The 15,110-nt window shown below is 44.4% G+C and carries 12 protein-coding genes; 7 read left to right on the top strand and 5 right to left on the bottom strand.

Annotated elements, in window-relative coordinates; all coding sequences use genetic code 11:
* Nucleotides 1–202: 202 nt before the first annotated feature.
* Nucleotides 203–826 carry a trimeric intracellular cation channel family protein gene (locus NL643_RS03625; protein ID WP_074191661.1) on the top strand — a complete coding sequence of 208 codons (624 nt, stop codon included), beginning with the start codon at nucleotides 203–205 and terminating at the stop codon, nucleotides 824–826.
* 223 nt (nucleotides 827–1,049) lie between these two features.
* On the opposite strand, the gene aroC is transcribed toward NL643_RS03625, so the two are convergent.
* Both aroC and prmB read right to left on the bottom strand, forming a co-directional pair.
* Nucleotides 1,050–2,135: a chorismate synthase gene (gene aroC / locus NL643_RS03620; RefSeq protein ID WP_005397911.1), complete on the bottom strand. Its 1,086-nt coding sequence runs from the start codon at nucleotides 2,133–2,135 to the stop codon at nucleotides 1,050–1,052.
* A gap of 179 nt (nucleotides 2,136–2,314) precedes the next feature.
* Complete coding sequence (gene prmB / locus NL643_RS03615) at nucleotides 2,315–3,247, bottom strand: 50S ribosomal protein L3 N(5)-glutamine methyltransferase (RefSeq protein WP_005380541.1); 933 nt, start codon at nucleotides 3,245–3,247, stop codon at nucleotides 2,315–2,317.
* Between the two features lie 63 nt (nucleotides 3,248–3,310).
* On the opposite strand from prmB, the gene smrB reads away from it, so the two are divergent.
* On the top strand, nucleotides 3,311–3,841 hold the full coding sequence (gene smrB / locus NL643_RS03610; protein WP_046875553.1) for an endonuclease SmrB: 531 nt from the start codon (nucleotides 3,311–3,313) through the stop codon (nucleotides 3,839–3,841).
* A 97-nt stretch (nucleotides 3,842–3,938) separates the two neighbouring features.
* Here smrB and sixA read toward each other — a convergent pair whose 3' ends face one another.
* Nucleotides 3,939–4,403 carry a phosphohistidine phosphatase SixA gene (gene sixA, locus NL643_RS03605; RefSeq protein ID WP_005397904.1) on the bottom strand — a complete coding sequence of 155 codons (465 nt, stop codon included), beginning with the start codon at nucleotides 4,401–4,403 and terminating at the stop codon, nucleotides 3,939–3,941.
* Nucleotides 4,404–4,778: 375 nt separating this feature from the next.
* Between sixA and NL643_RS03600 the strand changes: the two genes are divergently transcribed.
* Together NL643_RS03600 and NL643_RS03595 are read left to right on the top strand one after the other, a co-directional pair.
* Nucleotides 4,779–7,556, top strand: coding sequence for an insulinase family protein (locus tag NL643_RS03600; protein WP_253643911.1), 2,778 nt, complete (start codon nucleotides 4,779–4,781; stop codon nucleotides 7,554–7,556).
* Between the two features lie 168 nt (nucleotides 7,557–7,724).
* Nucleotides 7,725–7,979, top strand: coding sequence for a hypothetical protein (locus NL643_RS03595; protein WP_005397900.1), 255 nt, complete (start codon nucleotides 7,725–7,727; stop codon nucleotides 7,977–7,979).
* Nucleotides 7,980–8,041: 62 nt separating this feature from the next.
* On the opposite strand, the gene fadJ is transcribed toward NL643_RS03595, so the two are convergent.
* Together fadJ and fadI are read right to left on the bottom strand one after the other, a co-directional pair.
* Nucleotides 8,042–10,153, bottom strand: a complete 2,112-nt coding sequence (gene fadJ, locus NL643_RS03590) for a fatty acid oxidation complex subunit alpha FadJ (protein ID WP_167426342.1) — start codon at nucleotides 10,151–10,153, stop codon at nucleotides 8,042–8,044.
* Nucleotides 10,153–11,460 carry an acetyl-CoA C-acyltransferase FadI gene (fadI, locus tag NL643_RS03585; RefSeq protein ID WP_005394284.1) on the bottom strand — a complete coding sequence of 436 codons (1,308 nt, stop codon included), beginning with the start codon at nucleotides 11,458–11,460 and terminating at the stop codon, nucleotides 10,153–10,155. Before fadI ends, fadJ begins: the two co-directional genes overlap by 1 nt.
* 718 nt (nucleotides 11,461–12,178) lie before the next feature.
* Here fadI and NL643_RS03580 point away from each other — a divergent pair.
* The 3 genes from NL643_RS03580 to NL643_RS03570 all read left to right on the top strand — a co-directional run bounded on the left by NL643_RS03580 (nucleotide 12,179) and on the right by NL643_RS03570 (nucleotide 15,035).
* On the top strand, nucleotides 12,179–12,754 hold the full coding sequence (locus NL643_RS03580; RefSeq protein WP_029836529.1) for a sigma-70 family RNA polymerase sigma factor: 576 nt from the start codon (nucleotides 12,179–12,181) through the stop codon (nucleotides 12,752–12,754).
* Entirely contained in the window at nucleotides 12,747–13,478 is a 732-nt protein-coding gene (locus NL643_RS03575) for a DUF3379 domain-containing protein (RefSeq protein WP_139060708.1), read from the top strand. Before NL643_RS03580 ends, NL643_RS03575 begins: the two co-directional genes overlap by 8 nt.
* Before the next feature lie 297 nt (nucleotides 13,479–13,775).
* On the top strand, nucleotides 13,776–15,035 hold the full coding sequence (locus NL643_RS03570) for an outer membrane protein transport protein (protein WP_006741718.1): 1,260 nt from the start codon (nucleotides 13,776–13,778) through the stop codon (nucleotides 15,033–15,035).
* The last annotated feature ends 75 nt before the right edge of the window (nucleotides 15,036–15,110 follow it).

Below are 15,110 nucleotides of genomic sequence, written 5' to 3'. Positions count from 1 at the left end.
ATTCGTCAGCGTACTCATTTGCTACTACACTCTCGCCTTATTTTGATGCTGCTCAAACTGCTGTTTTTTAAGCGGTTTGATTACAGGCATGTTGCTGGTTTTAATCACTTTTTAAGAATGATAAAACCTTTTGTAAGTGTTGTTGCTGCGCCTACGATGATTCACGTAGAACGTAGTGACTTTTTACGTTGAGTGTCTCCCTATGTTGCTAAGTGTGTTGTATATCATTGGTATCACGGCTGAAGCCATGACAGGTGCGTTGAGTGCTGGTAGAAGAAAAATGGACTGGTTTGGTGTTATGTTGGTGGCCAGTGCAACGGCCATTGGTGGTGGCACCGTACGTGACATTTTACTGGGACACTACCCTCTTGGTTGGGTAAAAAACCCAGAGTTCCTGGCAATCACGTGTGTTGCGGGTGTACTTACCACAGGCTTAGCGAAATGGGTGATTAAGCTAAAAGGTCTATTCATCCGCCTTGATGCGTTAGGTTTGATCGTGTTCAGCATCATCGGAACTAAGATTGCGATGGGCATGGGCTTACACCCTGGGATCTGTATGGTTTCAGCGCTAGTAACGGGTGTATTCGGTGGGCTACTCCGCGACTTAATCTGTCGCCAAACACCGTTGGTACTGCATGAAGAACTTTACGCTTCTGTCGCTCTTATCGCATCAGGAATGTACTTAGCGCTATTAGAATTTAATGTTCCCGATGTAACAGCCACTATCATTACGCTGATCACCGGTTATATGCTGCGTATGGCTGCGGTACGTTTTAAGTGGCGTCTCCCTTCTTTCAATTTGGAAACGGAAGGCTCACTCCATTAAGCAAAAACTACTTAAACAAAAAAGGTTGCCTGATAAAATTGTGCCACCCGCGATTAAGTGAGTGGCATAATTTTATATTCAGTCATCCTGAACAGCGACGAAGGAGCATGATTCAGGATCTATTATCCGAGCACTCTGTTGTCAGAGATGTTTCTTTCTCTTTTCATCGCGCTGAAATTAGATTCCTAGTCTCGCTATAGCTCGCTGGAATGACACAAAGCTCTTAAATCTTCGGTGTTTCAGTTGTTACGCCATGGTTTTGACCACGATGACGCAGCAAATGATCCATCACCACAATCGCTAGCATCGCTTCAGCAATTGGTACGGCACGAATACCCACACAAGGATCATGACGGCCTTTGGTGATCAACTGAGTTGGCTCACCTTCTTTTGTGATGGTCTCACCCGGAACTGTGATGCTTGATGTTGGCTTAAGCGCAATGTTAGCCACAATGTCTTGACCAGTTGAGATACCGCCAAGAATACCGCCCGCGTGATTACTGCCAAAACCTTCAGGAGCAAGCGTATCACGGTGTTGACTGCCTTTTTGGTTTACCACATCAAAGCCATCACCAATCTCAACGCCTTTCACCGCATTAATGCTCATTAGCGCGTGTGCAATGTCGGCATCAAGACGATCAAATACAGGTTCACCAAGACCAACAGGCACGTTAGTTGCCACAACCTGAATTTTCGCGCCAATTGAGTCGCCTTCTTTTTTCAGGTCACGGATAAGTTGGTCAAACGCTTCTACCTTGTCCACATCTGGGCAAAAGAACGCGTTGTTTTCGATTTCGTTCCAATCTACCTTGTCGATAGAAACATCACCCATTTGTGATAAATACGCGCGAATCTCAACACCAAACTCATCTTTCAAGTATTTCTTCGCGATTGCACCCGCCGCCACACGCATTGCGGTTTCACGAGCAGACGAACGGCCGCCACCTCGATAGTCACGGATGCCATACTTTTGGTGGTAAGTATAATCAGCATGACCCGGACGGAATTTATCTTTGATGTCCGAGTAATCTTTTGAGCGCTGATCGGTGTTTTCAATTAGCAAACCGATCGATGTGCCTGTGGTTTTGCCTTCAAAAACACCAGAAAGAATTTTAACTTCATCCGGTTCACGACGTTGTGTGGTGTAACGTGATGTGCCTGGACGACGGCGGTCGAGATCGATTTGCAGATCTGCTTCTGTAATTTCTAACCCCGGAGGACATCCGTCTACGATACATCCCAGTGCGATACCGTGACTTTCCCCGAATGTCGTCACTCGGAAATGTTGTCCGATACTGTTTCCTGCCATTACTTCCTCAAGTTTTTATCGCTACGCCCTCTCAAACCAGAGCGCAACTGCTTTCCAATTCTTCGTGGATTCATAGTGGCTTTATTACGTTTTGATGTAAAGAGTTAATATCGGCGAGGTATGCATAAAAAAACACCGAGCATAAAGCTCGGTGTTTTGACATTTAGTGCAAGACCCTATTAGTCTTTGTACAGTTTAAACTCTTCTGCACACTCAACCAGCTGGTCACGCGTTAGCATGAATACGCCGTGACCGCCGTTCTCGAACTCAATCCAAGTGAAAGGAATCTCTGGGTACTGTTCCATCATGTGAATCATTGAGTTGCCAACTTCACAGATAAGAATACCGTTATCTGTTAGGTAGTCTGGTGCATTTGCAAGAATACGACGCACAAGTTTTAGGCCATCCGTACCCGCTGCTAAACCAAGCTCAGGTTCGTGTGTGAACTCGTCTGGCAGGCTGTTCATGTCTTCTTCATCCACATATGGTGGGTTAGACACGATCAAGTTGTACTTCTCTTTTGGTAAGTCGCGGAACAAGTCAGAGCGAATTGGGAACACTTGCTGCTCCATGCCATGATCTTGTACGTTTTGCTCAGCCACTTGTAGAGCATCTGTAGAGATGTCGATCGCATCCACTTCAGCTTCAGGGAAAGCGTGCGCACAAGCAATCGCGATACAACCAGAACCCGTACATAGGTCCATGATGCGCGTAGGCTCTTCCACCAACCAAGGTTGGAATTCTGCTTGAATCAACTCACCAATTGGAGAGCGTGGCACGAGTACGCGCTCATCAACGAAGAATTCAAGACCGCAGAACCACGCTTTGTTGGTTAGATATGCAGTTGGTGTACGTTCATTGATACGTTTTACTACGCGCTCAACAATACGCAGACGCTCGCTGGTCGTTAGGCGAGAGTTTAATACGTGCGGAGGCACATCAATCGGCAAGTATAAGGTTGGCAGGATAAGCTGAACCGCTTCATCCCACGCATTATCAGTACCATGACCGTAAAACAGGTTCGCTGCGTTAAAGCGGCTTACCGTCCAACGAATCATATCTTGAAGGGTATGCAGCTCCGATACCGCTTCTTCTACAAAAATCTTATCCAAAATTGCCTCCGAAAAGCGCTACAATACTGCCAATAAAAGTTTATTAATGAAATTGTTTACCTAATGAGCAAAAAAGACACCGAACACGATGACGATTTCGCCTTGTTTCAGGAAGCAGTACAGGGCGTAAAAAAGTTGCGACAGGATACCATAATCCAGCAACCAAAAAAAAATACTAAGCAAAAAGAAATCAAGCGCTCCAACCGTGAAGCGAGTGATTCTGAGTTTTACTTCTCCGACGAGTTTGTCCCTCTCTTAAATGAAGATGGCCCAACTCGTTATGCACGTGACGACGTCTCCACTTATGAAGTTAAACGTCTACGTCGCGGCGTGTATGTACCGGACGTATTCCTCGATATGCACGGCATGACACAACAAGAAGCTAAACGCGAACTTGGTGCGATGATCGCCTACTGCGTCAAAAACGAGATTCACTGTGCGTGTGTGCAACATGGCATTGGTAAACACATCCTGAAACAGAAAGCGCCACTTTGGTTAGCACAACACCCAGACGTAATGGCTTTCCACCAAGCGCCACTAGAATTCGGCGGTGATGGTGCGTTGTTAGTTTTGCTCTCGATTCCAGAAAAGTAACTAGCTCACTGTAGAAGCAATTAAACAAAAAGGCAGGAAATTTCCTGCCTTTCTTCATTCTATATCTAATGTTTAAATGCTTATTTGGTTTCGACGCTTATGGCGTAATATGCCACAGCACTTCACCGTTTTGCGTTTGTAGATCGTATTCAATACACACTAGACCTGATGTAGGAAACATCGGTGGTGCCATGTCTTTTACAAACTCTGAAGTGAGATAACCAACCAAAGGCAAGTGAGAGACAAGCAGAAGCGAGTCTAGTTTTTCCACTTCAATCAATGCACTTGCAAAATCAAATACATGCTCAGATTGGCCGTAAGGTGTAATATCTTCACAAGTTTCGATGCTTTTTGCAGCAAAATACTCGCTGATCTCTTGCCAAGTTTGTTGAGCTCTAATGTACGGACTCACCAACACTTTATCGAATTGCGCAAAACCTTGTTCTTTACAGGCTCTCGCAACCGCTTCTGATTCGACTCTGCCTCTTGGGGTCAATTGTCGTGCTGCGTCTGAATCTGCAAAATGCTCGGCTTCGCCGTGACGCATGATGAATATTTTCATGTTATTTCCTAGGGATAGCTAACGCTACCAAAAGGTTGACTGCTATCTTTATTAGATAGACGGGGCTAACTTTAATAATGACGAAACAAAAATACTGATATAATTATCTGTTCATTATACCAATTCGCTTGCTAAAGATAGCGACTTTCTTAACAATCTATTAAAAAGAATGTATTCAGTTCATCACAGTATTTAACTGTGCTATGAGTTCAGAGCATTCATTCAAACAGTTCTTCCCCATACGCAAACGCGATGGGCCTGTGCAGAAGTCTACGAATAACAAAAATACGGCAAGCAGTATTTGTCGAAACGCAAACTTTGCGCCCCCTAGCTAGGGGTTCATAATTACTGTAATGCGAAATCTGGAGACGCATCGTGCATCTAAGTCCTAACGATTCAAATCAATACCGCTACATTACCTTGAGCAATGATCTGCGTGTACTGCTGATTCATTCCGAGACAGCTCAACAGTCAGCAGCTGCTCTAGCAGTGAACGTTGGACACTTCGACGACCCAAACGATCGCCAAGGTCTGGCACACTATTTAGAACATATGCTTTTTTTGGGTACGGAAAAATACCCTAAAGTGGGCGAGTTTCAAAGTTATATTAGCCAGCATGGAGGAACAAATAACGCTTGGACGGGTACTGAGCACACTTGTTTCTTTTTTGATGTTACTCCGAATGCCTTTGAAAATGCCTTAGATCGATTTAGCCAATTTTTTACCGCACCATTGTTTAACGAAGAAGCTTTAGACAAAGAACGCCAGGCTGTCGACTCCGAATACAAACTCAAACTTAATGACGATTCTCGCCGCCTGTATCAAGTCAACAAAGAAGTCATCAATCCAGATCACCCTTTCTCTAAGTTCTCAGTCGGCAACCTAGATACATTAGGTGACCGAGATGGTAAATCCATCCGCGACGAAATTGTCGAGTTTCACCACTCTCAATACTCTGCCGATCTCATGACGTTGACGCTCTTTGGGCCACAGTCGCTCGATGCTCAGCAAGCGTGGGTAGAAGCCATGTTTGCCAATATCCCAAACCACCACCTTCGTGGAAAATCGATTGATGTCCCCATTAGCACCAAAGAAAGTACCGGAATTTTAGTTCAAGTTGAACCAATCAAAGAATTTCGAAAACTCATTCTCACCTTCCCAATGCCGGGAATGGATAAGCACTACGGCGTTAAACCACTCTCTTACTTCGCGCATTTACTCGGCTATGAAGGCGAAGGCAGCTTAATGCTCCAGCTAAAAAATGAAGGCTGGATTACGTCACTTTCTGCAGGAGGCGGCGCTAGTGGTAGCAACTATCGAGATTTTACGGTTAGCTGCACACTCACCCCGCTGGGTCTCAACCACGTTGACAACATCATCCAAGCGGTTTTTCAATACCTCTCGATGATCAAACAAGACGGGCTAGATGAATGGCGCTATCTCGAAAAACAAGCGGTGCTTGAGTCGGCGTTTCGTTTCCAGGAACCATCTCGACCAATGGATTTGGTTAGCCACCTTGTTATCAATATGCAGCATTATCAGCCAGACGATACCATTTATGGCGACTACAAAATGGCGGGCTATGATGAACAACTGCAGCGTTCGTTGCTGCAATACTTAACCATCGATAATGTCCGCGTAACCCTGATTGCAAAAGGACTGGAATACAATCGTACTGCCGAATGGTACTTTACTCCGTATTCCGTCACGCCTTTTAGTGATGAGCAACGCCGCTTCTATCAACAAATCGATCCAAGCTGGCAGTTCGTCTTACCAGAAAAGAACCCTTATATTTGCTACGATCTCGATCCCATGCCGTTCGAAAATGGTGGTTCACTACCAGAGTTAATTGAAGATCTCGAAGGCTTCCGACTTTGGCATTTACAAGATGATGAATTTCGCGTGCCAAAAGGCGTTGTATATGTCGCTATCGACAGCTCTCATGCTGTTGCATCGCCGAAGAACATTGTCAAAACTCGCCTATGTGTCGAGATGTTCCTCGATTCGCTAGCAAAAGAAACCTATCAAGCGGAAATCGCAGGGATGGGTTACAACATGTATGCTCACCAAGGCGGGGTTACCTTAACCCTCTCAGGGTTCAGCCAAAAACTGCCTCAATTGTTGGAAATGATCCTGCACCGTTTTGCTTCTCGAGATTTCAGCCCTGCACGCTTTGAAACCATCAAGCAGCAACTGTTACGTAACTGGAGAAATGCTTCACAAGATCGTCCTATTTCGCAGCTGTTTAACGCACTTACAGGGCTACTTCAACCCAATAACCCGCCTTTCGCAACCTTAGTCGAAGCGCTAGAAGAAATCGAAGTCGATGAACTCTCAGTATTCGTAGAATCAATTCTTGCAGAGCTGCACGTTGAAATGTTTGTTTACGGAGATTGGCAGCGTCAACAAGCGCATGACATGGCGACGACCTTAAAGGATGCCCTAAGAGTAAAAGAGCAGCGTTATGAAGAGGCGCTCCGCCCACTCATCATGCTGGGAAAAAACGGCAGTTTTCAACGTGAAGTACATTGTAACCAGCAAGATTCGGCGGTCGTTATTTACCACCAGTGTGAGGATATTGAGCCTCGTAGCATTGCTCTATACTCATTGGCGAACCATCTCATGTCGGCAACATTTTTCCACGAGATCCGCACAAAACAGCAATTAGGTTACATGGTGGGCACTGGCAATATGCCACTTAATCGTCATCCGGGTATTGTGCTTTATGTGCAGTCACCCAATGCAGCACCTGCCGAGCTGGTTACCTCAATCGATGAGTTCTTAAATGCCTTTTATATGGTGCTGTTAGAACTGAACGATTACCAGTGGCATAGCAGTAAGCGCGGCTTGTGGAATCAAATAGCGACGCCGGACACCACACTGCGAGGTCGTGCTCAGCGTCTTTGGGTTGCAATAGGAAACAAAGACACCGAGTTTAACCAACGTGACAAGGTACTTTCTGAACTGAAGAAATTGACCCGAGCAGACATGATTCGCTTTGTCGTTAATGAGTTGAAACCTCGCACGGCAAACCGATTGGTCATGCACTCTCAAGGGCAATCGCATTCGGACGCTCCGCGCATCCACTTAGGGCAAGAAATTGGATCGATTGAAGAGTTCCAACTTAGGCCAAAAGATTGCGGCTTAGGATGATCTAATTGCGCAGTAATAAAATTATCGATTAGTAAGTATATACCTACAAACCAATGAGGTTGTGGGTCTCATAAATAGAATCGACACCATAATTGGCAGAAAATTGAAATTACGCCATTGCGGCTTATGCTCTAATTACCACACTAAAAATAAATTAATGAGGTAATCATGAAAAAAGCACTACTACTTGCGGCTATTTTACTGCCACTGGCATCTGCACACGCTGAAATCTCGGTGAAAGGTGATGGCTTTGAGCTAAGTAACGACTGTGTCCGCCTAAGCGGAGACAATGTTTCTATCAAATCAGATGATTGCTCTTCAAAACAGTGGAAAGATAAAGACAACAAAGGCAACAGCAGCGTTCACGGGGACGACAACCCAGGTAAAGGCCACAATAAAGATAAAAAAGACAAGAAGAAGTAACTATTTCTTATTTATGAAAAAGGCTTGCCACTGGCAAGCCTTTTTCTTTACCGAAGCAACGTTTAATAGAATGTGGTTCCTTCTCCAGCTCGAGTAAGCAAACCATCACACGGTGCGTAACGATCGCCATACTTCGATGCAAACTCATTCATTTTCTCAACCAGTTCTTTAATGCCAAACTGATCCATATAACGGAATGGACCGCCCAAGAATGGAGGGAAACCAATGCCAAATATTGCACCAATATCACCATCACGTGGCGAGCGAATGATGCCGTCATCCAAACAACGTACCGCTTCATTCAGCATTGGTAGTACACAGCGCAACGCAATATCGTTATCGCTCAGCTTAGATTCAGGATCGAGCTTAAGCAGCTTGTAGATAGATTTATCGACTTCTTTCTTCTTACCTTTGTAAGTGTAGAAACCTTTCCCGCTCTTACGTCCTTTGCGACCGTCATTCAATAAGATATCGAACACGTCCGGGCCTTTGAATCGCTCACCTAACTCGTTGACCAGAATCGGCATGATCTTCGCGCCAATGTCGACACCGACTTCATCCAGTAAGGTAATCGGGCCGACAGGGAAACCAAAATCAAGCAACGCCGTATCAATCTTTTCGATCGGTTCGTTAGCCAGCAGAATATGCGCCGCTTCGTTCATGTATGGCGCAAGAATGCGGTTCACGTAAAAGCCCGCTTTGTCTTTCACTACGATCGGGGTTTTACCTTGCTTTTTAGCAAGTGCAACGACTGTTGAAATGGTTTCATCTGATGTCGTTTCATGCGGAATCACTTCCACCAACGGCATTTTTTCTACCGGGCTGAAGTAATGCAAACCCACTACGTTTTCTGGACGCTCCGCTTTTTCTGCAATTTTGTGGATTGGTAACGAAGAAGTATTAGTCGCAAAGATGGTTTCCGGCTTGGCATTCGCTTCAATATCCGCCACCATTTTTTGTTTAAGATCTAAGTCTTCAAAAACGGCTTCAATTACGACATCAATATGATTAAAGCTGGTAAAGTCGACACCGCCAGACAGTTGCAACATTTTCGCTTGCAGATCGGCTTTTGATAGAATGCGACGTTTACGCTGTTTCTCAAATAACTTGTAGTTATAGTTGAGTGCGTTTAGAACGCCATCGTTGCTGACGTCTTTGATGCGGACAGGCACCTTCGCTTTTGCAACAGACACATGGCTGATTCCTGCGCCCATCAAGCCGCCGCCAAGCACGCCAACTTTATGAACTGGCGCGGGTTTCGCATCCGTACCATTTTCTTTCTTCATTTCCGTTGTCGCAAAGAAGATAGAACGAAGCGCTTTTGACTCTGAGCTCATCACAAGCTCACCGAAGCGTTTCGCTTCAAGCTCTTGTCCTTGGGCGAAACCTTTCTCTAAACCATGCTGAATAACGTCTAAAATCGCGACCGTTGCAGGATAGTTACCACGGGTTTTCTGATTGGTTTTCTTCGCTGCCTGTTCAAACACAAACTTGCGCCCTAACCCGCTACCCGACATCACTTTTTCTTTCGTGGATAGCTTTTTCGTACCCTTGTTTTTACCTTTGTCGATAAACTGTTTTGCTACGTCGAGCAAAATGGTATCTGGGACACAGGCGTCCACAACGCCCAGCTTTTTAGCTTTCTTCGCACGAAGTTGTTTACCCGTTAAGATCAAGTCCAGTGAAGGTAACAGGCCAATCAAACGCGGCAGACGCTGCGTACCGCCGGAACCTGGCAGCAATCCAAGCTGTACTTCTGGTAGGCCTAAACGCGTTTTATCTGAATCCGTACAAACACGATAATCACATGCAAGAGCAAGCTCTAAGCCACCGCCTAAACATGGACCGTGAATAGCGGCAATCACAGGATATGGTAAGTCCGATAGCTGCTGGAATAGCTCTTGACCTTGCCTCGCTAATGCTTCTGCTTCACTTGCGGTCGTGCACGCTTCTAGCATGCGAACATCGGCTCCCGCGACGAAGTTGTCCGGTTTTAGGGAATGAATGATCATCCCTTTGATGCCACTGGCGTCTTTTAGCTGAGCAAAGATTTCTTTCATTTCATCAGCAAAAGCCGCCTGTAGCGTATTCATTTTTTCATTAGGTACGTCAATCGCTAACCAAGCAATGTTCTGCTCATCAACTTTTAGACTAAATGCTTTTTGCTCGCTCATTACTCAACCTCCAGAATCATTGCTGCGCCAAGACCGCCAGCTGCACATGCGGTATTCAATGCAATACCGCCACCACGGCGTTTCAGTTCACGTAGGGTTTGCGTCATCATTCGTGCACCTGTCGCCGCGAATGGGTGACCGTAAGCGATTGAGCCACCAAGCACGTTAAACTTATCCATGTCGATTTCACCGATCGCTTTCGAACGACCTAGATTTTCTTGAGCAAACTTATCTGAAGCAAACATCTTCACATTCGCCAATGCTTGCGCAGCAAACGCTTCGTGCATGTCGATCAACGTCAGATCAGACAGTTCCAAGCCTGTATTTTCTAGCACTTTCGCAGTGGCATAAGTCGGTCCCATCAGCATGTCCTTTTCCACACCAATCGCTGAAAATGCGTAGCCGCGGATGTAGCCAAGAATCTCCATGCCAAGCTCTTTCGCTTTACCTTCGCGCATCAACATCACTGCCGCACCACCATCAGTCAGTGGCGTACTGTTAGCTGCCGTAACACTGCCATACTGGCGATCAAAGGCAGGTCGAAGTTTCGCGTACCCTTCTACGGTTGAGTCGTGACGGACATTGTTGTCTTCCGAAATCCATTTTTTGTATGGTTCTGGAAAAGCCGTCATCACTTCACCTTGGATCTTACCTTCTTTCCAAGCTTGGGAAGCCAGCGTATGAGAGCGATGTGCAAGCGCATCCTGCTCTGCACGAGAAATACCATGCGTCTTTGCCATTTGCTCCGCAGTTTGTCCCATCGACAAGCCCGTCGAGTACTCGGCTACTGCAGGAGGCACTGGCATAAGGTCTTTAAAGCTCAAGTTTTTGAGGATGCTAAGCTTCTGACCCATTGTTTTTGTCTTACTTAGAGCAAGCAGATTAGCGGCCAGTTTCTTAGATACGCCAATAGGCAGGACGGAAGAAGAGTCTGCACCACCAGCAATACCGATATCGATGGTTCCCGCCATGATGCTTTCTGCGACATTGACCGCCGCTTGAAAACTCGTTGCACACGCACGAGTCACACTGTAAGCATCAGTATGAATGTTCATACCGGTGCCTAACACGATTTCTCGTGCGATGTTTGGCGCTTCAGGCATTTGTACTACTTGTCCAAATACCACTTGTTCGATTAACTTCGGATCAATATCTGTTCGAGCAAGCATTTCGCTTACTACCATTTTCCCTAAATCGACCGCTGGCACTTGGCTAAATTCCGTGCTTTGACGAGCAAAGGGAGTTCGAAGCCCCGCGACAATAGCGACACGCTCACCATTGCGTGTTTTTACTTCCTGCTTGCCCATTGTTTCTCCTTAAATACAAGAGGTCTGACCTGATGCATTGTAATGAATTTGTTAAATTTATCAAACGTGCGTTTAAATAAACGTGAAGCAAGTAGATCAATTACTCTACTTCTTTGATTCTTATGCGATTAATAATGATTAACTATAGAGAGTTAAAACGGTAAGAGGTATATGGAAGGTAAAATCGAAGCAAAAAAAAACCACACATAACTGTGTGGTCGGAATATCTATAAAACAATTAACTTACGCCAATTGAAAATTAATCAGTTTCCTGATTAGGAGAAAGTAAAGTCAGCCTTCAAAAGGAAGTGTCATCTTGCTCAACATGTTAGTCGCAATGACTAACGAGATGACAAGATGTACTATAACCCCTTCACTGCTTGATATTTTGAAATAGATCAATTTTATAGTGATTTTACGAGCTTTAAGCACATCTAAAAGGCTCAGCGATGCAAACCGATTCAAAAATTCACCGCTAGCAGTCTCTTTTTATGTCCCATCGAATGAACTTATCCAAACCATTGATTACTAATGATGATATTGTTAACAATCTTTACCAATTCATGTTCGATGATATTTGGCATTTGCGTATACACTTTTAAGTAACCACATAGCTTATTGTGTCAGAGGTTATCTACGACACACGCTCAACCGAAACCGCGAGGCTATTGAAAAGTAAAGTCATGCTCAGAACAAATAAGAAACTCACAGAGCGAGGATGGAGGCTCCTGTGGCCATATTAAAAATGTTTGGAAAGAAAAATTCCAACAGTCCGGTCAACTCTGATATGGACAAGCAAAGAAAATACGAAGCGCTCGTCCGAGGATACCATCGTGACTTATATCGCTACGCATACTGGTTGTGCAAAGATAAAGCGATAGCGGAAGATCTAGTTCAGGAAACCTGTCTTAGAGCTTGGAAGTCACTCGATAGTCTCCAGGATGAAAAAGCAGCCAAGTCTTGGCTCATCACCATATTGAGACGAGAAAATGCGCGCCGCTTCGAACGTAAACAATTTGATTTAGTTGATATCGATGATTACGGCAATGATGCTAAAGTCAGCGATGACCCACATCATCAGCAAGAATGGCTGCAAGCGCAGATCATGAAACTCGATGTTGAATACCGCGAGCCTTTATTTCTCCAAGTTGTCGGTGGTTTCAGCGGAGAAGAGATTGGCGACATTCTTGATTTAAATAAAAATACAGTGATGACTCGATTATTTCGCGCTCGTAATCAACTCAAAGAGATGTTGGATTCTCAAGATACTAAGAGAGGACAAAAGAATGGATGATTTAGAATTTCGTCGTCGTATTTTGTCGGATCCAAAACAAAAGGATGAAGAGATTCTGCAAGCTTTAGCTGGTAGCGACACCAACAATAAGTTTGTTGATGACGTTTTGGATCTCGACGTAAAAATTAAACAAGCCATGAATGTGGATGTACCTGAAGATCTCGCTGATAAGATTTTATTTAGTCAGACGTCGAGTGCACTTGATGAAGAGAAGGTCGTCAGACCAAACTTTGTGCGCAAAGCAATGGCACTTGCCGCTTCTATTGCGTTCACCGCAGGATTATTAGTTGGTCAAGTAAACTGGGGAAATGTTTTGGTTTCTCCAGCACAAGCCAGTTTAGCTGATACCGCGATGAAACACGTTATTCATGAAGAACCTTTTGTTCGTCATCTTGATGAGGATGTACCGAGCTCGCAAATTAATGCGAAAATGTCGCCATTTCACTACCAGTTTAGTGAAAGCTTTCCATATCACGTTTACTACCTAAACCACTGCGGTTTTGGCGAATCCAATGCGGTGCATATGGTATTCCAAGGTCCAAAAGGTAAAGTAACGTTATTTATTACTGGTATTCCTAGCGAACAAAGTACCGACTTTAATAAGGATGGCATGACCGGAATCGTTCAGCCCGTCGGGAGTTCAAGCTTGATTTTAGTCGGAGAAGAAGGTGAAAATATTGATGCTATCGCTACGACTCTTGCATCAATGATTAAACCGATGTAATAACTTCGACGATTTCCAGCCTTCAAAAGGTTAAATGCCGCTAAATGATCTTATTTAGCGGCATTTTTGTATAAATAGAACACAAAACATTCACCCTTGCTATAGCATTTAGAGCTTAAACTCTAAATTATGCATTTTAAGTGCAATTTCCCGTCTTTTAGACATCATTTCTGCAATTTTTATTCAATTTTATCCAATGGTCGGATTTGTCCAAGCAACTATTGATACTACTATCTGCGCCACTGAGCAAAAGCTCAATTTATCGTCCAAAGAGACGAATCTAATAAGGAAAAACAAATGACTCAGAACACGCGTCTGTTTAAAAAGACTCTCCTAGCAGTAACGGTAGCTTTTGCCTCAGGTCAATCGATGGCAGCGGGTTTCCAAATCAACGCTCAATCAGCAACTGGCATCGGCCGTGCATTTGCTGGTGATGCAGTAATCGCAGATAACGCCGCGGTAATGGCTCGTAACCCAGCAGCAATGGCTCTATTTGATAAAATGGAGCTTTCGCTAGGTTTCGAAAGCATTACTTCAATGATTGAAGTGAAAGATGCGAAATATAACGTTAATACTCCTTTGGGTTCTAGTACTGTAAATGTTGCTGACACTGATGATGTGGGTGATACGTCAATAGCTCCAAACATTCACCTAATCGTTCCAGTAAATGACAAGTTTGCATGGGGCGTAAACGCATACTCTAATTTCGGCACTAAAACTGAATTTTCAGATAACTATACCGCAACCGAGTACGGTGGTCTTACGGATGTAAAAAGCTTCAACTTTGGCTTTGCGGGTTCTTACCGTTTAAACGAACAATGGAGCTTTGGTGCTGGTTTAGATTTAATCTACGGCCAAGGCACAATGAAGCGTACAACTAGCTCTTCAGTCCCACGGGTTGGCGGTCAAAAAATTCTGGACGTAGATAAAGCTGATGGTTGGGCTGTTGGTTTCAACGTTGGTACTGTGTACGAACTAGATGAAAACAACCGTTTTGGTCTAGCGTATCGTTACAGCCCTGAATTTACAGCAAAAGACGACAAAGGTCAGGAAATCACGCTACCTCTACCAGATATGGCCGAGTTTTCTGGTTTCCACAAAATCCAAGACACTAAGTTTGCTGTACACTACAGCATCCAATACATCGGTTGGAAAGATTTCGACCAAATTGATTTTGAGAACCTAAATCAGGGTTTACTTAAAGGTGGTTACTCGAAAGACTATCAATGGCAAGATGGCTGGCACTACGCAATTGGTGGTACTTACTACCTAAACAACAACTGGACACTTCGTGCTGGTTACATGTACGACACAAGCGCTCAAGATAAAGTAACGTCTATCTCGGTACCAGATTCAGATCGCCAGTGGTTCTCAACAGGTTTCTCTTACCATATTGATAATAGCTCAAACATCGATTTTGGCTTCACATACTTGTTAGGTGAAGATGTAAAAGTTAATGAGAATACTCAATTAGCTCCTGGTCTTTCTACCGGTGTAACAGCAACAACTCATGCTGACGCAATTCTATTCGGCTTACAATACAGCCGTAGCTTCTAAGCGCTTCGCTGTTAGTTAGTAGAAAAATACTTTATATAAAAGGCTGGATTTCCAGCCTTTTTTCATATCTGCGAT

It is taken from the genome of Vibrio sp. Y42_MX_L11, from assembly GCF_024181785.1.
GTDB classification, from domain to species: Bacteria; Pseudomonadota; Gammaproteobacteria; order Enterobacterales; family Vibrionaceae; genus Vibrio; species Vibrio diabolicus.
This window is presented reverse-complemented; position numbering and strand designations above follow the sequence as displayed.

Excerpts from the sequence above, each read along its gene's own strand:
- NL643_RS03625 (WP_074191661.1), top strand. The coding sequence starts at position 203 with ATGTTGCTAAGTGTGTTGTATATCATTGGTATCACGGCTGAAGCCATG.
- aroC (WP_005397911.1), bottom strand. The coding sequence starts at position 2,135 with ATGGCAGGAAACAGTATCGGACAACATTTCCGAGTGACGACATTCGGG.
- smrB (WP_046875553.1), top strand. The coding sequence starts at position 3,311 with ATGAGCAAAAAAGACACCGAACACGATGACGATTTCGCCTTGTTTCAG.
- sixA (WP_005397904.1), bottom strand. The coding sequence starts at position 4,403 with ATGAAAATATTCATCATGCGTCACGGCGAAGCCGAGCATTTTGCAGAT.
- NL643_RS03595 (WP_005397900.1), top strand. The coding sequence starts at position 7,725 with ATGAAAAAAGCACTACTACTTGCGGCTATTTTACTGCCACTGGCATCT.
- fadJ (WP_167426342.1), bottom strand. The coding sequence starts at position 10,153 with ATGAGCGAGCAAAAAGCATTTAGTCTAAAAGTTGATGAGCAGAACATT.
- fadI (WP_005394284.1), bottom strand. The coding sequence starts at position 11,460 with ATGGGCAAGCAGGAAGTAAAAACACGCAATGGTGAGCGTGTCGCTATT.
- NL643_RS03580 (WP_029836529.1), top strand. The coding sequence starts at position 12,179 with ATGGAGGCTCCTGTGGCCATATTAAAAATGTTTGGAAAGAAAAATTCC.
- NL643_RS03575 (WP_139060708.1), top strand. The coding sequence starts at position 12,747 with ATGGATGATTTAGAATTTCGTCGTCGTATTTTGTCGGATCCAAAACAA.
- NL643_RS03570 (WP_006741718.1), top strand. The coding sequence starts at position 13,776 with ATGACTCAGAACACGCGTCTGTTTAAAAAGACTCTCCTAGCAGTAACG.